A 20476-nucleotide genomic window follows, 5' to 3' on the forward strand; every position below is an offset into this window, starting at 1 on the left:
CGATCAGTGCGCAGGGGATCCCGACCGGCATTCTTGACACTTCGTCAGATCTGCCGCAGCGTGCCGCCATGGACCTGGACGTGCTCTACGAGATCGACGTGCCGCGGCCCTGGCAGGGGGCCCATCCGCACGGTCAGCGAGCCGCCGAGCAGCGCGCCTACCGGGAGGCCGTGGAACAGATCCGGCTCGCCGACCGGATGGGGTTCCGTACCGTCTGGGCGGTCGAACACCACTTCCGCGAAGGCCGCTCGCACTGCCCGGCCCCCGAGGTGCTCCTCGGGCACCTGGCCGGGCTCACCGAGCGGATCCGGCTCGGCTTCGGAGTCACCCTGACCCCCTTCGCCTTCACCCCGCCCCAGCGCATCGCGGAAAAGGTCGCCACCGTCGACGTGCTCTCCGGCGGCCGGGTGGAGTGGGGCACCGGCCGCTCCACGCCCATGGAGCAGACGGCCTTCGGGGTGGACCGGGAGAAGTCCCGGGACGACTGGCGCGAGGCCATAGAGATCGTGACCGGAATGTGGCGCGAGGAGTACTTCGCCTACGAATCCGAGCGCTTCCGCTTCCCGCGCCGCATGGTCACCCCCAAGCCGGTGCAGGATCCGCACCCTCCCGCCTGGATGGCGGCCACCTCACCCGGCTCGGCGGAGGTCGCGGGCGCGCACGGGCTCGGACTGCTCTCCTTCTCGATCATGCAGCCGCTGGAGGCGATGGCCCGGCAGGTGGCCGCGTACCGGACGGCCGCCGCCGCCCCGCACCCGCTCACCGACGTCACCACGGACCGGGTCGCCGCCTACACCCTCGTCCACGCGACCGCGCCGCGCACCGAGCCCTCCGCCCGGGTGTGGGAATCGGTCGCCTGGTGGTACTCGAACCTCGCGCGCTTCACCCTGGAGTGGGAACTGCCCCACCTGAGCCCCGAGGAGCGGGAGCAGACCTTCCCGCTGCTCACGCCGATCCTCGAAGGGAACGTACCTGTACGGGAGTTCAGCGACGGCGACATGATCCTCATCGGGGACGCGGAGACGATCGTCGCGAAGGCCAAGCGGTACGCGGACCTCGGCGTCGACCAGCTCATCTGCTACGTCCAGTGGGGATACCTGGAGCACCGGGAGATCCTGCGGACCCTGGAGATCCTGGGCAGGGAAGTCATCCCGGAGCTGGCCCGCTACGAGCCCCGCAAGGCCTCGGCGTGAGCGCCGGACCGCCGCGGGCGGCCGCTGGAACCCCCGAAGGCCCCGAAACCCCCGAAGGCCCCGACACCTCCCCCGTCCCCGACACTTCCCCCGTTCCCGACTACGCGGCGGGCCGCCGCCTCGACGGCCGCGGGCTGGTCCTGCTCGGCGCGGGCAACGGCATCGGCCGCCAGACGGCGCACGCCCTGGCCGCCGGCGGGGCCCGGGTGCTGTGCGTGGACGTGGACCCGGAGCGGGCCCGGGCCGTGGCCGCCGAGACCGGAGGGATCCCGTACACCGCCGACGTCACCCGGCGCGAGAGCGTACGGGAGCTCTTCGCGAAGGCACCGGAGCTGCTCGGCGGCCGCCCGGTCGGCGGGGTGGTCGACATCGTCGGCATGGCCCGGTACGCCGCGCTGCCCGAGCTGGACGACGCCGGCTGGGAGTGGCAGTTCGACCTGGTGCTGCGGCACGCCTGGCTGACCGTCCAGTACGGCGGCGAAGCCCTCGCGGCGGCCGGCGGCGGCCCGCTGGTCTTCGTCTCCTCCGTCTCCGGGCTCACCGGCGCCCCGCTGCACGCCGCGTACGGGGCCGCGAAGGCCGGGCTGATGTCACTGGTGCGCTCCGCGGCGGTCGAACTGGGACCGCGCGGGGTACGGATCAACGCGGTGGCACCGGGGGTGGTCTGGACACCGCGGGTCGCGGCCCTGCTGGGCGCGGAGGGGCGGCGGCTCAACGCGGAGAACGCCCCGCTGGGACGGGTCGCCGAGACCGCGGACATCGCGGCCGCGCTGTACTTCCTGGCCTCGCCGCAGTCCTCGTACATCACGGGACAGACCCTGGTGGTCGACGGCGGCGTCGGCGTGAAGTTCCCGTACCCGACGATCGGAGGCGAGCGATGAGCACGTGGAGAACCGAGAACGCCGGAGAGTACGCCGGAGAGGAAGCGGGAGAAGAAGCGGGAGAGGGCGCCGGAGGTGACAGCGGGGAGCACCCCGCGCAGGCAGGGGCCCGGTTCCCCACCCAGGCGACCGGCACGGACCACTGGCTGGACCCGGGGCCCTTCCTGCGCGGGGTGGCCTGGCTGGACAAGGGCCGTCCCGTGCGCGCCGACCCCGCCGACACCATGCGGCTGCCCTGGGACACCGGCGAGCGGGCCACCCTGCCCATAGGAGTGCGCCTGGAGTTCACCGCGCAGGGCGCGCGGGCGGTGGAGATCCGCTACCGGGCGACCGTGCCCGGCCCCACCGACGCGCTGCACGACCTCGCCCACGGCTTCGCCCTCTGGGACCGGCACGGGGTGGTCCGGGAGCTGTACACCGAACCGGCCGCGGAAGCCGTCGTACGCATCGAACTGCCGGGCGGGCCGGGCCCGTTCATCATCCATCCGCCCGAGACCCAGTCCCCGCTGATCCTCGGCGTGCGCGGGATCGGCGGCCGGGTGAGCCCGGCGCCGCCCGCTCCGCGCTGGGTGGTGCACGGCGACTCCATCACCGAGGGCTGGTGGTCCACCCGGCCCGCGCACGGCTGGCCGGCGGTCGCGGGGCGGGCGCTCGGCTGGGACACCGTCAACCTCGGCTACGCGGGCGCCGCGCGCGGAGAGCTGGCCACCGCCGAGCAGCTCGCCGACCTCCCCGCCGACGTCATCACCCTCGCCTTCGGCACCAACTGCTGGTCCCGCGTGCCCTTTTCGGTCCCGCTCCTGTACGAAACCACCCGCGTGTTCCTCGAACTGGTCCGCCAGGGCCACCCCCGGACACCGCTGCTCCTCCTCTCCCCCGTGCTGCGCCCCGACGCGGAGCGCACCCCGAACAGGCTGGGCGCCACCCTGGGCGCCCTGCGCGACGCGATGGAGCGGGCCACCCGGGACCGGATCGCCGCCGGGGACGACCGCCTCGCCCTGCTGCCGGGCCGGGACCTGCTGGGCCCCGAGCACCTGGCGGACGGCCTGCACCCGAACGACGCCGGGCACCGCACGCTCGGCCTCGCTGTGGCCACGGCCATGCGGCGGGCCGGGTTCGACGCGGGGTGAGTGAAACAGCCCACATCGGACGGATTGAACAGATCGGCTCCAACGAGGCGTGTCCTGCACACAGTTGCCGACGCGACCGCTCCGAAAGGGCGCGGGTGCGGAGGCGGTCGTAGGACACACATGTGGGAGAGATCAAAATGGGCATCAAGCGCGGAACCACCCTGGCGGCCGTGGCGGTCGTCGTCGCACTCACCGCGACCGCCTGCGGCGGGGACGACAAGGCGGCCGACACCACCAAGCCCGCCGGAGCGGCCGCCCCCGCCCAGAACTCCGCCTCGGGCGACGGCTACGGCGACGGCTACGGATCCGGGGGCACGGATCCGGCCGCGGCCGGATCCGCCAAGCCCGCCGGGCAGCTGGCGATCGCGGCGAACGAGCAGCTCGGCTCGGTCCTCACCGACAGCGCGGGCTTCACCCTGTACCGCTTCGACAAGGACACCGCGAAGCCCTCCAAGTCCAACTGCGACGGGGACTGCGCGAAGACCTGGCCGGTGGTGGCGGCCGGTGACGCCACCGCCGCCGCGGGCCAGGACCCGGCGCTGCTGGGCGAGGTGGTCCGCAGCGACGGCAGCAAGCAGCTGACGGTGGCGGGCTGGCCCGTGTACCGGTTCAGCAAGGACACCAAGGCGGGCGAGACCAAGGGGCAGGGCGTCGGCGGCACCTGGTTCGCGGCGGCGCCCGACGGCAAGAAGGCGGCGAAGGCTGCGGCCCCGGCCCCCGGCGCGGCCGGGACCACGGGCGCGCTGACCGTGGCCAAGGACCCCAAGCTCGGCGACCACATCGTCGACGGCAACGGAATGACCGTCTACCGGTTCAAGCCCGACACCGCGTGGCCCATGGTCTCCAAGTGCGAGGGCGACTGCGTGGCCAAGTGGCCGGTCGTGCCCCCGGTGGACCAGGCCAACGCCAAGGGCATCATCGAGAAGAACTACCTCGTGCTGGACCGCCCCGACGGCAAGAAGCAGCAGACGGTGAACTGCTGGCCCGTCTACACCTTCACCGGCGACAAGAAGGCCGGCGACATCAACGGCCAGGGCGTAGGCGGCACCTGGTACGCGGTGGCCCCCGACGGCAAGCTCATCACCGGCCAGTAGCAGCGCGCCCCCGCCGGAGGGCTACCCCGACCGCGCGGCCCCCGCCCCTCTCCCCCCGGGCGGGGGCCGCGCACCATTTCGCCCCGGCGAAGCGGAATCTAGACTCGCTCGCATGCTGCGCGTACTGGCCGTCGACGACGAGAAGCCCCTGCTCGAAGAGCTCCTCTACCTGCTGCGCTCCGACCCCCGGGTGCGCAGCGCCGAGGGTGCCTCGGACGCCACCGAGGCGCTCCGCCGGATCACGCGTGCGCTGGAGAGCGGCCCGGACGGGCCCGACGGCATCGACGTGGTCTTCCTCGACATCCACATGGCGGGGCTGACCGGGCTGGACATCGCCCGGCTGCTGGCCGGGTTCGCGCGGCCGCCGCTGATCGTGTTCGTCACCGCCCACGAGGGGTTCGCCGTACAGGCCTTCGACCTCAAGGCCGTGGACTACGTGCTCAAGCCGGTCCGGCCGGAGCGGCTGGCCGAGGCGGTGCGGCGGGCCTGCGCGCAGACCGGGCAGACCGCCGAGCCGCCGGCTCCGGGCGGACCGTCCGCCTCGCCGACCGGGGCCGGGGCAGGGGCCGTTCCCGTGCCCGGACCCGGTTCCGTGCCCGGGGCCATGGCCCCCGTACCGGTCCCGCGCCGCCCCGTTCCCGAGGTCTCCGCCGGGGCCGGCCCGGACCGCGCCCCCGACCAGATCGCCGTGGAGCTGGGCGGCGTCACCCGTTTCGTGGCGATCGCCGACATCGCGTACGTGGAGGCCCAGGGCGACTACGCCCGGCTGCACACCGACGAGGGCAGCCACCTGGTGCGGATCCCCCTGGCCACGCTGGAGGAGCGGTGGGCGGCGCGCGGGTTCGTCCGGATCCACCGCCGCCACCTGGTGGCGCTCGGCCGCATAGACGAACTCCGGCTGGACGCGGGCACCACCACCGTCCGCGTCGGATCGGCCGAACTCCAGGTGAGCCGACGGCACACACGGGAGCTGCGGGACCTCCTGATGCGCCAGGCGATGGGCTGAACGCGCCGGGCGGGCGACCGGGCGGACGGCGGGGACAAGATGTGGAGACGGCGGGGAGACGGCGGGCCGGACGGCGCGCGACCCGCCAGGCGCCGGAGCGCCCGGCGCCCGACCGTCCGGCGCGCGGGCGAGCCGTTCGTCGCACCGGGAGGGGCGTACGGCGATCCGCCGGAGCCGTCGGCCGCAGCGGTGGCCCGCCGGCCCGACGCGACGACCGGCCGCGCGTATCGTGGATCTTCGGCCCCGGGAGGAGGCACATGTCCGAAATCCAGGCGCTGCTCGACGCGCTGACCGGACTGCCCCGCACCCGGCCCGCCGGACCCGCCGAGGCCGAGGCCCTGCTGGCCCGCCTGCGCAGCGCGGCCGCGCGCTGGGCCGACGTACTGTACGAGTCCCGCGAGGGTGCCCGCGGGCAGGTGCCGCCCCGGGCCGAGGCGGCGCTGACGCTGGCCTTCCGGCGCGCTGAGGAATCGTACGTGGAGCTGGAAATCGCCCTGCGGGACTGCGCGGAACACCGCGATCCCGCGCTCTGACGCCATCCGGCCGCTCGAGACGGCCTAGGCCGGTGACGGCCTGTCGCCGGGTCCGCGGGCATGCGTAGACTCCCGTGATCCGTCCCGGGGGTGCCGTCCGATCCCTCCCGGGGGGTCCGCCCGCCCCGCCCCAGCCGAAGGACCGACCGGTGAACCAGACGTACGCGCTGACCGCGGTCGCCGTCGTCGTCCTGGTCACGGTGGGGCTGGGCGCGCTGGGCCTTCGGATATCCCGGACGACCTCCGACTTCTACGTGGCTTCGCGCACGGTCGGCCCCCGCCTCAACGCGGCGGCCATCAGCGGCGAGTACCTCTCCGCCGCCTCCTTCCTCGGTGTCGCCGGCCTGGTGCTGCTCCAGGGTCCGCACATGCTCTGGTACCCGGTGGGCTACACCGCCGGCTATCTGGTGCTGCTCGTCCTGGTCGCGGCCCCGCTGCGCCGCTCGGGCGCGTACACCCTGCCCGACTTCGCGGAGGCCCGCCTCGAATCGCAGGCGGTGCGCCGGATCGCGGTGCTCTTCGTGCTCGGGGTCGGCTGGCTCTACCTGCTGCCGCAGCTCCAGGGCGCGGGCCTGACCCTGGAGATCCTGACGGGGGCCCCGCACTGGGTGGGCGGGGTGGTCGTCGCCTGCGTGGTGACGGCGGCCGTGGCGGCCGGCGGCATGCGCAGCATCACCTTCGTGCAGGCCTTCCAGTACTGGCTGAAGCTGACCGCGCTGCTCGTGCCGGTGTTCTTCCTGCTGGCGGCCTGGGTGGGCGACGGCGCGCCGCGCGCCTCCTTCGACGCCCCGGCGGCCTTCCGCGCCCACACCGCCGTGACCCTGGCCGAGGACGTCCGGCTGTCCCTGGACGCGCCGCTGACGGTGAAGGTGACCGGGCAGGTGGACGGGCGCCCGTACGCGGGCGAGTCCGTGACCCTGACCGCCGGGAGCCATTCCGTACGGGCCGACGCGCAGCTGGTGTTCGACCCGGACTCCCCCGTGCCCGGGACCCGGGCGGACACCGGGCCCGCGGTGTCGAGTTGGTCGGAGCCGCTGTCGGGGGCCCGGCCGGAGCTGCGGCTGTACGCGACGTACGGGCTGATTCTGGCCACTTTCCTCGGGACCATGGGGCTGCCGCACGTGGCGGTCCGCTTCTACACGAGCCCGAACGGGCAGGCGGCTCGGCGGACCACGCTGGTGGTGCTGGGGCTGGTCGGCGCGTTCTACCTGCTGCCCCCGGTCTACGGGGCGCTGGGCCGGATCTACGCCCCAGAGCTGGCCCTGACCGGTGAGGCGGACGCGGCCGTGCTGGTGCTGCCGGCCCGGATGGTGGGCGGGACGCTCGGGGAGCTGCTGGGGGCGCTGCTGGCCGGGGGCGCCTTCGCGGCGTTCCTGTCGACGGCCTCGGGGCTGACCATGGCCGTGGCCGGGGTGCTGCACCAGGACGTGCTGCCGTGGCGCGGGGTGGGGAGCTTCCGGGTGGCGGTGCTGGTGGCGATCCTGGTGCCGCTGGGCGGGAGCGTGGCGGCGACGGACGTGCCGGTGGCGGACGCGGTGGGGCTTGCCTTCGCGGTGTCGGCTTCCTCGTTCTGCCCGCTGCTGGTGCTGGGGATCTGGTGGCGCGGGCTGACCCCGCCCGGGGCGGTGGCCGGTCTGGTGACGGGGGGCGGGGCGGCGCTGAGCGCGGTGCTGGCGACCCGGGCGGGCCTGGCTCCGGCGGGCTGGCCGAACACGCTGCTGGCGTGGCCGGCGGTGTGGTCGGTGCCGCTGGGGTTCCTGACGATGGTGGTGGTGTCCTTGGGCACGCGCGGGCGGATCCCGGCGGGGACGGCGGCGACGCTGGCCCGGCTGCACCTGCCGGAGGCCGTGGCGGGCCAGGCCCCGGCCCGCGCGGCCGACGGCCCCCGGACCGGCGCCAAGGGCGGTGCTCCATGAGCGGGACGGTGCTCTCGGGCAGGGGCGGTGCTCCATGAGCGGAGCACTGCTCTCGGTGTTGGCCGCGGCCGGGGCCGTGGTGCTCCTGGGGCTCGGCTGGGTCGGCGGCCGGTGGCACGCCCGGCGCGGCGAACGCGCCTTCGGCCTCGACCTCGGCACCCCCGTCGAACGGGCCACCTTCCACACCCTGCACACCGCCTCGCTCGCCGCTCCCCCGCTGCGCGCCGGCCTCACCGAGGACGCCGCCCGCAAGGCCGCCAAACGCCTGCGCTCGCTGCTCGGCACCGAGGCCCTGTGCCTGACCGACCGCGCACACGTCCTGGCCTGGGACGGTCCGGGCGCCGACCACCACGAGCGCCGCGCGATGGCCCGGGTCGCCCAGATGCTGGAATCGGGGCGCAGCCAGAGCGTACGGACCGAGTGCGAGCGCCCCGACTGCCCGCTGAAGTGGGTGGTGGTGGCCCCGCTGACCGGCGAGGACGGAATGCTGGGCGCGCTGGTGGCCTACGGGTCCCGGGAGTCGGCGGTGCTGGTGCGGGCCGCGACCGAGCTCGCGCGCTGGGTCTCCGTACAGCTGGAACTGTCCGAGCTGGACCGTTCGCGGACCCGCTTGATGGAGGCGGAGATCAGGGCGCTGCGCGCGCAGATCTCCCCGCACTTCATCTTCAACTCCCTCGCCGCGATCGCCTCGTTCGTGCGCACCGATCCGGAGCGGGCCCGGGATCTGCTGCTGGAGTTCGCGGACTTCACCCGCTACTCCTTCCGCCGGCACGGGGACTTCACCACCCTGGCCGAGGAGCTGCGCTCCATAGAGCAGTACCTGGCGCTGGCCGGGGCCCGGTTCGGGGAGCGGCTCAAGCTGACCCTGCAGGTGGCTCCGGAGGTACTGCCGGTGGCGCTGCCGTTCCTGTGCCTGCAGCCGCTGGTGGAGAACGCGGTCAAGCACGGGCTGGAGGACTCCACCGAGGAGTGCCGGATCACCATCGCCGCCCGGGACGCGGGCGCGGAGGCGCTGATCACCATCGAGGACAACGGCGTCGGGATGGATCCGGCCCTGCTGCGCCGCATCCTGGCCGGGGAGCACTCCGGCTCCCCCTCCGGCATCGGGCTGCCCAATGTGGACGATCGGCTGCGCCAGGTCTACGGGGACGACCACGGTCTCGTCATCGAAACCGGGGTGGGCGCGGGCATGAAGATCACCGTACGGATCCCGAAGTACCGCGCGGGCGTACACAGCTCGACCCCGCCCGGCCGCTTCCCCCGGCGCTGACCGGGCCCGACGCCCGCCGGACGCCCGCCGAGCGCCCGGGACCGCGGCCGGAACGAGGCCGTCCCCCTGCACCGATTTACACCCATCCGCCCCCATCGCGGACAGGACTCGCGGAGCCCGCCAGGACAGGCCCGCAGCCCTGCGGCCGAAGGGCCCAATGGGGTCCAGCTCACTCACATGGAGTAAGTTCCATGGTGTGTACGGAGGCTCATACGGTCCCGCGCGACCTCCGGATGCCGGTGGGCGCGCACCGTGCACGTTGATGCGAACCGGGCCCACCCTGCGCTGACCTCGACGGCAGGCGCGATCGGCCGACGGCCCGACCGGCGCCGCTGTGAAGGATTTGGTGAATGAGGACTGACGTGCCCCAGGGGATAGGGGAAGGCGAAGCCGAGCGCGGGTTCGAGGGGGAACAGGACCCTGGGGCGGATTTCCCCGGCGCTTCCCCGGCAGCGGTCCGGGGCAGTGACCGGCGGGCGTTCGGCCGCGGGCTGATGCTCGGTACGGCCGGGATCCTGGTGACCGTGTCGGGGGCGCTGGTCGCCGTCGGGTGTTTCCTCGGGCTCTACGTGCGGCCGACCTCGGACGACTGGTGCGCCGCCTGGAAATCCCGTGACATGGGCGTCTTCGGGATCACCTCCGACTTCTACATGACCCAGAACGGCCGGGTCGCCAACGCCTTCCTGAGCGGCGTCATCTACGGCGACGGACTCATCGGCACCAAGATCCTGCCGACCGTCATCGCCGTCACCTTCACCCTCGGCCTGGTCCTCCTCGGCGCCCAGTTCATGCGGTTCCTCGGAGCCAAGCCCCGCCTGCTCCTCCTCACCGCCGCCGCCCTGGTCCTCCAGGCCCTCCTCTACTTCGCCGGAACCCGCAGCTACCAGGCGCTGCTGTGGGCCCCCGCCACGATCTCCCACACCATCCCCAGCATCATCGGGGTGTGGACGCTCCTGCTCGGGATCTGGACCGTCCGCCGGCCCAGCGGCCCCCTGCGCACCGCCGGATTCGTGGCGACGTTCCTCATCGCTGCCGCGCTGGGCACCCTGAGCGAGCCGTTCACGCTGGTCACCGGCCTCCTCGGCGCCGGCGCCGGACTCCTGGCCATCCCCCGGTTCCGGCTCGCGGCCACCTGGCGCCCCTTCACCTGGTGCCTGACCTGGTGCCTCGGACTCCTCAGCGGCCTGCTCCTCCTCTACACCTCCCCCGGAGCCCGCTGGCGCCGCGCCCAGAACCCCTCCAAGGAATCCCTCCTCTCCCGCAAGGGACTGCGCGCCACCACCCACGACTGGCTCCTCATGTGGGACTCCGTCACCGGCCAGTGGGCCTACCTCGCAGCCGCCGCCGTCGGCATCCTGATCGGACTCGCCATCGGCCTGCGCACCCCCGCCGGCCGGCGAGGACCGGACCGCACCGTCCCGCGGCTGACCCGGGCCGCCCTCTGGCTGCTCCCGGCGCTCGTCGTCGTCCTCGGCTCCTTCGCCGTCGCAGCCGGCCTGCGCAGCGGCTACGGCCCCACCGGCTGGACCTACGCCCGGACCTGGACCAACTACCTCGTCCCCATGGTCCTCGCGCTCTGCGCCTACGGAGCCCTGCTCGGCCAGTGGGCCGGCCGCCACCTCGCCAGCCGGACCACCACCACCCGGTACGCACCCGTAGCCGTCATCGCCACAGGCGCCTTCACGCTGGCCGCGATGGCCGCGCTCGTCCCCGCCGTCCAGACGCTGACCACCACCACCGTCACCCGATCGGTGGCCTGGGACGCCCAGAACGCCCGGATCGAGAAGGAAGCCCGGCAGGGCACCACCGACGTCGGCTACAAGCCCCTCTACATCGGAAACCTCGCCGAGCCCTTCTACACCAAGAACTACCAGCGCGACTGGGTCTCCGCCTGCGTCTCCAAGTGGTACGACATCGACCGGATCCACCGCCGCTGAGCGCGGACCGCTGGCCACGCCCAGAGGTTCCTGTCGTCGGGGCCTGAAGACATCAGGCCCCGACAACACCCCCGCCAGTAGGAGATCACCTTGTACACCAAGGACCTGTACCTCACCGACCCGCCGGACTGCGAGTGCGGTGTGGACTACTTCGACTCCATGGCGCACCGCCCTGACTGTCACGGCTACGCGGGGCCGGGCGAGTACGCGTCCGCGGACACTCGGGACGAGTAGGCGCCCGTCCTCCCGGAGCCGGGTCGGGCAGGGAACGGTGTGGACGCCGTCCGCGCGCCGGAGAGCGCAGTGGGGCGGCGGAAGTACGTGCGTGGTGCGGCAGGCGCTGCTGTGGGCCGGACGGAACGGGCTCCACGAAGATCGACATGCACGCCGCCGGGACCGGCCGGAGGATCGGCTGTCCCATCACGTTTCCCTAACGAACCGACTTACCCAGAAATGCAATCGGGCATCGCCAGCCAGCGACATCCCCCACCTGTGACCAATGTGTGACTGATGGGGAGATATGTTTGAAGGCAATGCCGTCGAGGAGAAGGTTGAGGTTGCTGTGCCGGACATATCCGTGGTCGTGATCGTGTTCAACGATGCCGACCGGCTGCCGGCTGCGGTCCAGTCCGTACTGGAGCAGACGCTGCAGAGCGTTGAGGTCGTGATCGTTGATGACTGCAGTCCCGACCGCTCGTTCGAGGTAGCCCAGGAGCTGGCCGCAGCACACCCCGGAAAGGTCCGTGCCTTCCAGCTCCCGGAGAACAGCGGCGCCGGCGGCGAGCCTCGCAACGTCGGCATTCAGCACGCCACGGGCCGCTACGTCATGTTCCTCGACAGCGACGACGTCCTGGAGCGCAACGCGTGCAGGAACCTCTTCGAGTCGGCGGAGGAGACCCAGTCCGACATCGTGTCCGGACTGTGCGTCCGACTGCACAAGGACACCCGGAACCAGAAGCGCGACGAGTGGTACTCGTGGATCTACTCGGCCACGCGCACGCTGGAATCCGTCACCGAGTTTCCCGACCTGTTCGTATGGGACACCCTGTCGACGAACAAGTGCTACCGCCGTGACTTCCTCCTCGAGAACGATCTCCGCTTCCCGAAGGGGATGCTCTACGAGGACCTGATGTTCATCGCCGATGCGTATCTGGCGGCCAAGCGCATCACGCTGATCCCCAACCAGGTCTATTTCTGGCACGTTCACGAACAGGCCGCCGAGAAGTCGGTGACCAACAGCCGGCACGAGATGGCCAACTACATCCACCGGCTGGAGATCCACCGCCGCATCGACGCGCTGCTGGAAGAGCACGGGCTGAGCGACCTCAAGCTCGCCAAGGACGTCAAGTTCCTCAAGCACGACCTGGTGCTGCACCTGCGCGACCTGCCGTTCCGCGACGAGGCCTACCGGCTGGAGTTCGCCAAGCACTCCCAGGAGTACCTCAAGGGCATCGCTCCGGAGGCCTACGAGAAGGTCCTGCCCATCCAGGCCATCTGCGCCTATCTCCTCAGCCAGGGCGACTGGGAGCGGCTGATCCCGGCGGTCGACAGCCTCACGAACCGCGACAAGATCTCCTCCCCGCTGGCCGAGCGCGAGGGCCGGATCTACTGGTGCGACCAGTACCTCGACGACGACTTCGCCCGCGGCGTCCTGGACGTGACCAACCTCGGTTACCACCAGAAGCCGGTCGCCCAGATGTTCCTGCGCAACGAGGTCACCCACCTCGCCGCCGAGGGCTCCCAGATCCACATGACCGGCCGCATCACCAATCCCCTCGGCGTGATCCCGGCCGGAGCCCGGCTGGAAGGCGAGCTGCTGTTCAGCGCCCGGCGCCGCAGCCTGCAGTCCTTCTCCTTCCCCGTGCGCGTCGTCCGGCACGACGGCGACTCGGTCTACTGGGAGACGGAGGCGGACCTCACCAAGGACCTGCGTCCCCTGGGGATCATCGACACCGTCTGGGACGTGCGGCTGTCCGTGGACGTGAACGGCTCCCGCACGACGACCCGGCTAACCGTGGGCGACATCGACCTGTCCGGCGGCGTGCTGCCGGTGCGCCCCCGGCTGACCCGCATGGTGGCCGACCACCTCGAGCCCCACGCCTCCGCGAAGGGGCACCTGGCCTTCCGCCTCGTCACCGAGAACCACACGAACGAGCGCGTCCTCGAACTGATCGAGCGCGGCGTGCGGGGCAAGCCGGGGGCCCTGGCCAAGTCGGGGTACCGCAAGGCCAAGTCGGTGCGCAAGAACCTCACTTCCACCGAGACCAAGCTCCGTCTGTACCACGAGGTCTTCAGCCGCCTGCCCATCAAGAAGCGCACGGTCGTCTTCGAAAGCATGATCGGCCGGCAGTACAGCGACAGCCCTCGCGCCATCTACGAGGAGATGCGGCGCCAGGGCCTCGAATTCGAAGCGATCTGGTCCTACCGCGGTTCCCCGAAGGGCTTCCCCAAGGACGCCACCCTGGTGCGCGCCTGGTCGCTGCCCTACCTCAAGGCGCTCGCCCAGGCCGAGTTCTGGGTGGACAACCAGAGCTTCCCGCTCAAGCTGACGAAGCGTCCCGAGACCACCTACATCCAGACGTGGCACGGCTCGGCGCTCAAGCGCATGGGCTTCGACCTGCCCGAGCTCAAGGCCGCTTCGCGCGCCCGGCAGCAGGAGCAGCAGGACGGCCTGGACCGCTTCGACCGCTTCCTGATCCGGTCCGAACACGACGTGCAGACCCTGGCCAAGGCCTTCCGGCTGCCGGAGAAGTCCCTGCTGCGGGTGGGCTATCCGCGCAACGACGCGCTGGCGCAGGCCCGTCAGCACGAGGCGGACGGCGGAGCTCGCGAGCGGGGCCCGCTCGCAGCCGAGTTGGGCATCCCCGCCGACAAGAAGGTCCTGCTCTACGCCCCCACCTTCCGCAAGGCGGGAGGCCGGCTCTCCCACTTCGAGCTCCCCTTCGACGTGGAGCGCTTCGCCGACGAGTTCGGTGACCGTTACGTGCTCCTCGTGCGGGCGCACTACCTCAACCACGTGGTGCTGCCGCCCACCGTGCGCGGCCGGGTCATCGACGTCTCCGCGCACCACGACGTGACGCCGCTGCTGGGCCTCGCGGACGCGATGATCACGGACTACTCCTCCGTGATGTTCGACTACGCCCTGCTCGACCGGCCGATGCTCTTCTTCACGTACGACTACGAGGAGTACGTGCACCAGGACCGCGGCACCTACTTCGACCTGCTGGAGCACGCCCCCGGTCCGGTGTTCAACACCGAGGAGGAGTTCCACGAAGCGGTGAGGTCTCTGGACGCCCAGGCATCCGAATACGCGTCGAAGCGGGAGCAGTTCGGCGCGCGGTTCGGCGAGTACGACCAGGGCACCGCCAGCCGGAGCATCATCGATCAGTTCTTCGCGCACTGGAGGCGTTAATGACCCAGCAGACCGCAGCCCCCACCCGGGACATATTCTTCGTCTCCAACAGCGTGAACGAACTGGGAGGCATCACCAGCTGGACCCACCAGATGGCCCGCCTCTTCAGCGGACGGGGCCATCAGGTGCACGTCCTGGGCGTCACGCCGGCGCCCGAGGGGCGCAGCCAGGAACTCGGCGAGGACCTGCCCTACCGGACCACCACGCTCTACGACGTCCACCCGCCGAGCCCCAAGTCCCTCCGTGGGCTCAAGGGCAGGCTGAACCTCGCCGACCAGCGCCGCAATGCCGCCCGTGACGCCGGCATGCGTGAGCAGGCCGCGAAGCTCACGGCACTGTTCCGGGCCGCCCGCCCCGGTGGGATCGTCATCGTCACCCAGGTGTGGGCCATGGAATGGGTGGCGCTCGCCGACACCGCCGGCCTCACCGTGATCGGCATGAGCCACGAGTCCTTCGAGACCTGCCGCGGCTCTTCCCGCTTCCAGCGCGTGCAGCGGTTCTACAAGGACGTGGACCGCATGCTCACCCTCACGCGCGAGGACGCGGACCTCTGGATCCGCCAGCGGTTCGACAATGTCGGCTTCATGCCCAACCCCCTGCCGTTCTTCCCGGACGAGCCGTCCGCGCGCGCGTCCAAGACGGTGGTGAGCATCGGCCGTCTGCACGAGGAGAAGGGGGTCGACCTGCTCCTCGACGCCTGGGCCCAGGTCGCACCGCACCACCAGGACTGGACGCTGCGCATCTACGGCGCGGGCGAGGAGCAGGAGGCGCTGCACAAGCAGAGCGCGGCGCTGGGCATCGAGTCCTCCGTGGAGTGGATGGGCCGTACCAGTGACGTCCCGGGGGCCCTTCGCGACGGTTCCGTGTTCGTCCTGAGCTCCCGTGGCGAGGGCTTCCCCCTCGCTCCCATGGAGGCGATGGCCACCGCCGTGCCGTGTGTGGCCTTCGACGTCGCCCCCGGAGTCCGGGAGATCATCACCGACGGAGTGGACGGACTGCTCGCGTCACCCGGCAACACCGCCGAACTGGCCCGTCAGATCGGGAAGTTGCTGGCGGACAAGGAGCTGCGGGACCGCATGGGCGAGGCTGCCCGCGAGAACATCCAGCGCTACTCGACCGACCGGATCGTGAGCCGCTGGGAAGGCCTGTTCGGCCTTCTGGACGAGTAGGCACGCTCCTGAGGGCCAGCTGAAGGGGGTCACCGGCACTTCGCCGGTGGCCCCCTTCGGTCATGTGCGGGGCTCAGCGGGCGATGTGGACGGGGCCCAGGCCGTAGCCGGGCAGGAGGTCGCGCAGGGCCCGCAGGGCGTAGTGGGTACGGGACTTGACGGTTCCGGCGGGCACCCCGAGCGCTTCGGCGGCCTCGCAGACGCTGGCCCCGTGGAAGTAGATCTGGACGAGCACGGCCCGGTGATCGGGGCTGAGCGAGCGCAGGGCTTCGCGGACGTCGAGGACGGCGGCGGATCTCTCGGTGCGGTCCTCGTCGGCGGGCGACTGCTCCAGCACGTCGGGCCCGATCTCCACGGGCCGCGACAGCCGGGCCCTGCGGGCGTCGATGGCCACGCGCCGGCCGACGGTGTACAGCCAGGGCCGCACGGAGGCGTGGGCCCCGCTCTCCAGGGCCTCGGGATGGGTCCAGGCGCGGAACAGGGTCTCCTGGAGGAGGTCCTCGGCACGGTGGCGGTCGCCGAAGCTCAGTCCGAGGAGGAAACCGTAGAGCGCCTTGCCGTGGTCGCGCTGGAGCCGGGCCAGGGCATGTGCGTCGGTGCGGCGACGGGTAGCGGTGGTGGCGGGCATGGCGATCCCTTCCGGGTCGGATGCCGCGAGTGTCCCGCCGGTCACGCGGCGGAGTCATCCGCCACCTGGCGCCAAGGCGCCGACCGGTCCCTCCGGGTCGCCGAACGGTCTCCCGCGGAGGGTGGCCGCCGTCCCGGCTCCGCCGGAAACGACCGCGGCCCCGCCGCCGTCCGGGTGGACGGGGGCGGGGCCGCGGTGGGAGGTACTAGCTCCAGCTGGCGTGCAGCGGCTTGCCCTCGGCGTAGCCCGCCGCGGACTGGATGCCGACGACGGCCTTCTCCTCGAACTCCGCGAGGGAGGCGGCACCGGCGTAGGTGCAGGAGGAGCGGACGCCCGCGATGATCGAGTCGATCAGGTCCTCGACGCCCGGACGGGCCGGGTCCAGGAACATCCGGGAGGTGGAGATGCCCTCCTCGAAGAGGCCCTTGCGCGCACGGTCGTACGCGGACTCCTCGGACGTGCGGTTCTGCACCGCGCGCGCCGAGGCCATGCCGAAGGACTCCTTGTACAGGCGGCCGTCGGCCGACTGCTGCAGGTCGCCCGGGGACTCGTAGGTACCGGCGAACCAGGAGCCGATCATGACGTTGGAGGCACCGGCGGCCAGCGCCATCGCCACGTCGCGCGGGTGGCGGACGCCGCCGTCGGCCCACACGTGCTTGCCGTACTTCTTGGCCTCGGCCGCGCACTCCAGCACCGCGGAGAACTGCGGGCGGCCCACGCCGGTCATCATGCGGGTGGTGCACATCGCGCCGGGGCCCACACCGACCTTGATGATGTCGGCGCCGGCGTCGATCAGATCCTTGACGCCCTCGGCGGCCACGATGTTGCCGGCGACGATCGGGACCTGCGGGTCGAGCGCCCGCACGGCCTTGATCGCGCTGATCATCGATTCCTGGTGGCCGTGCGCGGTGTCGATGACGAGCGTGTCCACGCCCGCGTCGAGCAGCTGCTTGGCCTTGGAGACGAAGTCGCCGTTGATGCCCACGGCGGCGGCGATGCGCAGCTTGCCGTTGGCGTCGGTGGCGGGGGTGTACAGGGTCGCGCGCAGCGCGGCCTTGCGGGTGAGGATGCCGACGAGCTTGCCGTCCTTGTCGACGGCGGGGGCCAGCTTGCGGTGGCCGGCGTCGAGCTTGTTGAACGCCTCGCGGGGGTCGATGTCGGCGTCGAGGAGCAGGAGCTCCTTGGACATGACCTCGGAGAGCTGCGTGAAGCGGTCCACGCCGGTCAGGTCGTGGTCGGTGACGACGCCGACCGGGCGGCCGTCGGCGTCGACGACGACGCCGGCGCCGTGGGCCCGCTTGGGCAGCAGGGACAGCGCGTCGGCGACGGTCTGGGTGGGCGCCAGCGTGATCGGGGTGTCGAGCACGAGGTGGCGCGTCTTCACCCAGGAGATGACGTCGGTGACGACCTCGATCGGGATGTCCTGCGGGATGACGACGATGCCGCCGCGGCGGGCGACCGTCTCGGCCATCCGGCGGCCGGCGATGGCGGTCATGTTGGCCACGACCAGCGGAATGGTGGTGCCGGTGCCATCGGGCGCGGAGAGGTCGACGCCCTGGCGGGAGCCGACCGCGGAGCGGCTCGGCACCATGAATACATCGTCGTACGTCAGGTCGTACGGCGGCTTCAGGTCATTGAGGAAACGCACGTGCTGAACATCCCAGTCGATCGGAGGTAACCCCGACAGGGCAGCCGAGGAACGCACGTACTTCATTCTCCCACGTCCTGGTGTTCACACCGCCCGGGGCGATCGTCCAGGACATTTTGATCCGGATGGTCGCTTCCTACGGGACTTCGGTCCTGTCCTACGGGACTTCGGGCCTTCCGTGGACGGCACCGGCCGTCCGGACGAGGGCCGGCGGGCGGGCGGGCGGCTGCTGCGGGGGCCGGTGGACCGGGCCCCGGCGCCGCGCCAGCGGGAGAATCGTTCCTTCCCTGCCGTACCGGACCGCCGTGAACTCGGCGGCGATGGCCAGGGCCGTCTCCTCGGGGGTCCCCCCGCCGAGGTCCAGGCCGATGGGCGAGCGCAGCCTGGCCAGCGCGGCCGCCGGCAGCCCCTCCGCCCGCAGCCGCTCGGTCCGTTCCGTGTGGGTGCGCCGCGATCCCATCGCCCCCACGTATCCCAGCGGCAGCCGCAGGGCGAGCGTGAGCAGCGGGATGTCGAACTTGGCGTCGTGCGTCAGGACGCACACCGCCGTACGGGCATCCAGCCGGCCCGCCTCCCACTCCGCCGCCAGGTGCCGGTGCGGCCAGTCCACGACGACCTCGTCGGCCTCGGGGAACCGGGCGGCCGTGACGAAGACCGGCCGGGCGTCGCACACCGTGACCCGGTGGCCCAGGAAGGCCCCGATCCGGGCGAGGGCGGCGGCGAAGTCGATGGCCCCGTAGACGAGCAGCCGGGGCGGTTCGGCGGCCGACTCGACCAGCAGCGTCAGCGGCTGCCCGCACAGCCCGCCGGCGGTGCCCAGCTCTGCGGTGCCGGTGCGCCCGGCCGCGAGCAGGGCCCCCACCCGCGCGGCGGCGGCCTCGTCCAGCTCGGCGCTCCCGCCCAGGCAGCCCTCGTAGGAGCCGTCGGCGTGGACGGCCAGCGCCCGGCCCAGCTGCTCGGGCGGGCCGCAGACCACCCGGCCCAGGGCGCTGCGGGACCCGCAGCCGGCGGCGTCGAGCACCGCCCCGATGACGGGCCGCACGAGGTCGCCCCGGCGGACCGGGGTGATCAGGACGTCGAGGATCCCCCCGCAGGTCAGCCCGACCGCGAAGGCGTCGTCGTCGCTGTATCCGAAGCGGTGCACGCCTCCTTCGCCGGAGGCGATCGCCTCCAGGCACATCTCGTGGGCGGCCGACTCCACACAGCCTCCGGAGAGGGATCCGAGGGCAGTGCCCCGGTCGTCGACGGCCAGCGAGGCCCCGGGTCCGCGGGGCGCGCTGCCGCTGACGGCGACCACGGTGGCCACGGCGAAGTCCCGGTCGGAGGCGTACCACGCGCGTAGCTCCGCGGCGATGTCGAGCATCAGCGGATGTATTCGCGGCGGGAGCTCTGCCCCGGGACGACCGGTCTCGGCGGCAGCACCGGGGGCGCGGCCACCCGGGCGGCGGGGCGCGCGCTGGCGGAGGAGCGGGCCGGGCCGGGGTACGGCTCGGGGTCCCGTCCGCGCTGGCCCAGCAGCATCGCGGCGTGGGCGACGCTGGCGAGGGTGGCGTGGTGGTGCCAGCCCCGGAAGGAGCGGCCTTCGAAGTCCCGGATGCCGGCGGGTTCGCACACCTCGGTGAAGTCCAGCGCGACCCGGTCGGTGAGCTTGGCGAGCAGGAACAGCTGCGCGAGCGGCCGGTCCCCGATGTTGGTGATCCAGAACTCCGAGGGCAGCAGGGCCGCTTCGGTCCAGGCTCCGACCAGCAGCAGCGGAGTGGGCGCCGCGGGCACGAGCCGGTCCTCGCCGGGGGTGGCGAAGATGGCGGCCGAGGTCAGCAGGGTCACCGCTCCCTCGGCGCGGCCGTGGCGGGTCCATTCGACGACGCGGCGCTGGGAGCGCAGGGAGTCGATGAGTTCACGGGCGGGCGCGGTGTGCGGCCCGGGTTTGTGCCGGCCGGCCCCGCCGAAGGAGACGGGCAGGGTGCCGTCCACCTTGAACACGAAGGGGATGTCCTGGAGTGCGAAGGAGTCGATGCACTGCGGGAGTTCGGTGTTGGAGACCTCCATCACCACGGGCCTGCGCTGGAGTTGCCAGCTGGCGGCCATCCGCTGGACCGCGTGTACGGCGTCCTGGGCGGGGGTGAGCGAGCGTGCCGTGTCGGGAATGCCGGCCCTGCGGCGGCGCAGGAGTTCGGCCGTCCATGGACCGGGGAGGGTGAGGGTCCATTCGACGGGGAAACCGGCCTCGCTGGATGCGAGCCAGATCCCGCTGGCCTGCTGGCAGTTGGCGGTGCGGCCGAGCTGCGGGACAAACTGCCGGCCTACGCCGACCGAGCGGTCGCCGGCCTTCTCGATAACCATCGGCCGGACCACCCAGGCCAGCGGGCGCTGGGCGGTGCGTTCGAGGTGCTGGGCGAGGGACCGGCGGACGGGGGTCCAGTCCCACGGGGATTTGCTGATGAACTGCTGGAGGCTCTGTTCGACGGAACTGGCCCCTGATCCGGCGATGTTACGGATTGTTTTCTTTCCGCTGGTCCGCACGAGGCCGTTCAGATATACGCGGGCCCAGTTTCGCTGGTCCCGCCGGGGTAACGATTCGAAGAATAGCGAGATCAATACGTCGATCAATTCGGAGATTTCCCTGGTGGATTCCTCCGGCAGGACTACGCGAGCCATC

At 72.2% G+C, this 20476-nt stretch carries 16 protein-coding genes; 12 read left to right on the forward strand and 4 right to left on the reverse strand.

What is annotated here, in order from left to right; translation table 11 throughout:
* Positions 1–68: 68 nt before the first annotated feature.
* The 12 genes from OHU74_RS05850 (at position 69) to OHU74_RS05905 (ending at position 15541) form a co-directional block, all read left to right on the forward strand.
* Positions 69–1193, forward strand: coding sequence for an LLM class flavin-dependent oxidoreductase (locus OHU74_RS05850; RefSeq protein ID WP_371614912.1), 1125 nt, complete (start codon positions 69–71; stop codon positions 1191–1193).
* Positions 1190–2074: an SDR family NAD(P)-dependent oxidoreductase gene (locus OHU74_RS05855; protein WP_371614913.1), complete on the forward strand. Its 885-nt coding sequence runs from the start codon at positions 1190–1192 to the stop codon at positions 2072–2074. The genes OHU74_RS05850 and OHU74_RS05855 overlap by 4 nt, the downstream gene beginning before the upstream one ends.
* On the forward strand, positions 2071–3204 hold the full coding sequence (locus OHU74_RS05860) for a GDSL-type esterase/lipase family protein (protein WP_371614914.1): 1134 nt from the start codon (positions 2071–2073) through the stop codon (positions 3202–3204). Before OHU74_RS05855 ends, OHU74_RS05860 begins: the two co-directional genes overlap by 4 nt.
* A gap of 137 nt (positions 3205–3341) precedes the next feature.
* A complete protein-coding gene (locus OHU74_RS05865; protein ID WP_371619581.1) occupies positions 3342–4298 on the forward strand; it encodes an SCO0930 family lipoprotein in 957 nt (318 codons plus the stop codon).
* A gap of 112 nt (positions 4299–4410) precedes the next feature.
* Positions 4411–5304: a LytR/AlgR family response regulator transcription factor gene (locus OHU74_RS05870; RefSeq protein WP_371614915.1), complete on the forward strand. Its 894-nt coding sequence runs from the start codon at positions 4411–4413 to the stop codon at positions 5302–5304.
* Between the two features lie 257 nt (positions 5305–5561).
* Positions 5562–5837 carry a hypothetical protein gene (locus OHU74_RS05875; RefSeq protein WP_330295347.1) on the forward strand — a complete coding sequence of 92 codons (276 nt, stop codon included), beginning with the start codon at positions 5562–5564 and terminating at the stop codon, positions 5835–5837.
* 149 nt (positions 5838–5986) lie between these two features.
* Positions 5987–7753: a cation acetate symporter gene (locus OHU74_RS05880; RefSeq protein ID WP_371614916.1), complete on the forward strand. Its 1767-nt coding sequence runs from the start codon at positions 5987–5989 to the stop codon at positions 7751–7753.
* A gap of 34 nt (positions 7754–7787) precedes the next feature.
* The gene (locus OHU74_RS05885; RefSeq protein ID WP_371614917.1) at positions 7788–9023 is read left to right on the forward strand and encodes a histidine kinase; all 1236 of its coding nucleotides are present in this window, start codon (positions 7788–7790) and stop codon (positions 9021–9023) included.
* Positions 9024–9373: 350 nt separating this feature from the next.
* Positions 9374–10960 (forward strand): DUF6056 family protein, encoded by a 1587-nt coding sequence (locus tag OHU74_RS05890; RefSeq protein ID WP_371614918.1) that lies wholly within the window; start codon positions 9374–9376, stop codon positions 10958–10960.
* A 90-nt stretch (positions 10961–11050) separates the two neighbouring features.
* A complete protein-coding gene (locus tag OHU74_RS05895) occupies positions 11051–11194 on the forward strand; it encodes a hypothetical protein (protein ID WP_371614919.1) in 144 nt (47 codons plus the stop codon).
* Positions 11195–11480: 286 nt separating this feature from the next.
* The gene (locus tag OHU74_RS05900) at positions 11481–14372 is read left to right on the forward strand and encodes a CDP-glycerol glycerophosphotransferase family protein (RefSeq protein ID WP_371614920.1); all 2892 of its coding nucleotides are present in this window, start codon (positions 11481–11483) and stop codon (positions 14370–14372) included.
* Complete coding sequence (locus OHU74_RS05905) at positions 14372–15541, forward strand: glycosyltransferase (protein WP_371614921.1); 1170 nt, start codon at positions 14372–14374, stop codon at positions 15539–15541. Before OHU74_RS05900 ends, OHU74_RS05905 begins: the two co-directional genes overlap by 1 nt.
* A 73-nt stretch (positions 15542–15614) precedes the next feature.
* Here the strand turns inward: OHU74_RS05905 and OHU74_RS05910 are convergent, their stop codons facing one another.
* The 4 genes from OHU74_RS05910 to OHU74_RS05925 all read right to left on the reverse strand — a co-directional run bounded on the left by OHU74_RS05910 (position 15615) and on the right by OHU74_RS05925 (position 20475).
* Positions 15615–16169, reverse strand: a complete 555-nt coding sequence (locus OHU74_RS05910; protein ID WP_371614922.1) for a sigma-70 family RNA polymerase sigma factor — start codon at positions 16167–16169, stop codon at positions 15615–15617.
* 205 nt (positions 16170–16374) lie between these two features.
* Positions 16375–17817, reverse strand: a complete 1443-nt coding sequence (locus OHU74_RS05915; RefSeq protein WP_371614923.1) for a GuaB1 family IMP dehydrogenase-related protein — start codon at positions 17815–17817, stop codon at positions 16375–16377.
* A gap of 157 nt (positions 17818–17974) precedes the next feature.
* The gene (locus tag OHU74_RS05920) at positions 17975–19180 is read right to left on the reverse strand and encodes an XdhC family protein (RefSeq protein WP_371614924.1); all 1206 of its coding nucleotides are present in this window, start codon (positions 19178–19180) and stop codon (positions 17975–17977) included.
* On the reverse strand, positions 19180–20475 hold the full coding sequence (locus OHU74_RS05925; RefSeq protein ID WP_371614925.1) for an IS701 family transposase: 1296 nt from the start codon (positions 20473–20475) through the stop codon (positions 19180–19182). Before OHU74_RS05925 ends, OHU74_RS05920 begins: the two co-directional genes overlap by 1 nt.
* Position 20476: the final 1 nt, after the last annotated feature.

It is taken from the genome of Streptomyces sp. NBC_00454 (assembly GCF_041434015.1).
In the GTDB taxonomy this organism is placed as follows: domain Bacteria; phylum Actinomycetota; class Actinomycetes; order Streptomycetales; family Streptomycetaceae; genus Streptomyces.

Excerpts from the sequence above, each read along its gene's own strand:
- OHU74_RS05850 (WP_371614912.1), top strand. The coding sequence starts at position 69 with ATGGACCTGGACGTGCTCTACGAGATCGACGTGCCGCGGCCCTGGCAG.
- OHU74_RS05860 (WP_371614914.1), top strand. The coding sequence starts at position 2,071 with ATGAGCACGTGGAGAACCGAGAACGCCGGAGAGTACGCCGGAGAGGAA.
- OHU74_RS05865 (WP_371619581.1), top strand. The coding sequence starts at position 3,342 with ATGGGCATCAAGCGCGGAACCACCCTGGCGGCCGTGGCGGTCGTCGTC.
- OHU74_RS05870 (WP_371614915.1), top strand. The coding sequence starts at position 4,411 with ATGCTGCGCGTACTGGCCGTCGACGACGAGAAGCCCCTGCTCGAAGAG.
- OHU74_RS05875 (WP_330295347.1), top strand. The coding sequence starts at position 5,562 with ATGTCCGAAATCCAGGCGCTGCTCGACGCGCTGACCGGACTGCCCCGC.
- OHU74_RS05885 (WP_371614917.1), top strand. The coding sequence starts at position 7,788 with ATGAGCGGAGCACTGCTCTCGGTGTTGGCCGCGGCCGGGGCCGTGGTG.
- OHU74_RS05890 (WP_371614918.1), top strand. The coding sequence starts at position 9,374 with ATGAGGACTGACGTGCCCCAGGGGATAGGGGAAGGCGAAGCCGAGCGC.
- OHU74_RS05900 (WP_371614920.1), top strand. The coding sequence starts at position 11,481 with ATGTTTGAAGGCAATGCCGTCGAGGAGAAGGTTGAGGTTGCTGTGCCG.
- OHU74_RS05905 (WP_371614921.1), top strand. The coding sequence starts at position 14,372 with ATGACCCAGCAGACCGCAGCCCCCACCCGGGACATATTCTTCGTCTCC.
- OHU74_RS05910 (WP_371614922.1), bottom strand. The coding sequence starts at position 16,169 with ATGCCCGCCACCACCGCTACCCGTCGCCGCACCGACGCACATGCCCTG.
- OHU74_RS05920 (WP_371614924.1), bottom strand. The coding sequence starts at position 19,180 with ATGCTCGACATCGCCGCGGAGCTACGCGCGTGGTACGCCTCCGACCGG.
- OHU74_RS05925 (WP_371614925.1), bottom strand. The coding sequence starts at position 20,475 with ATGGCTCGCGTAGTCCTGCCGGAGGAATCCACCAGGGAAATCTCCGAA.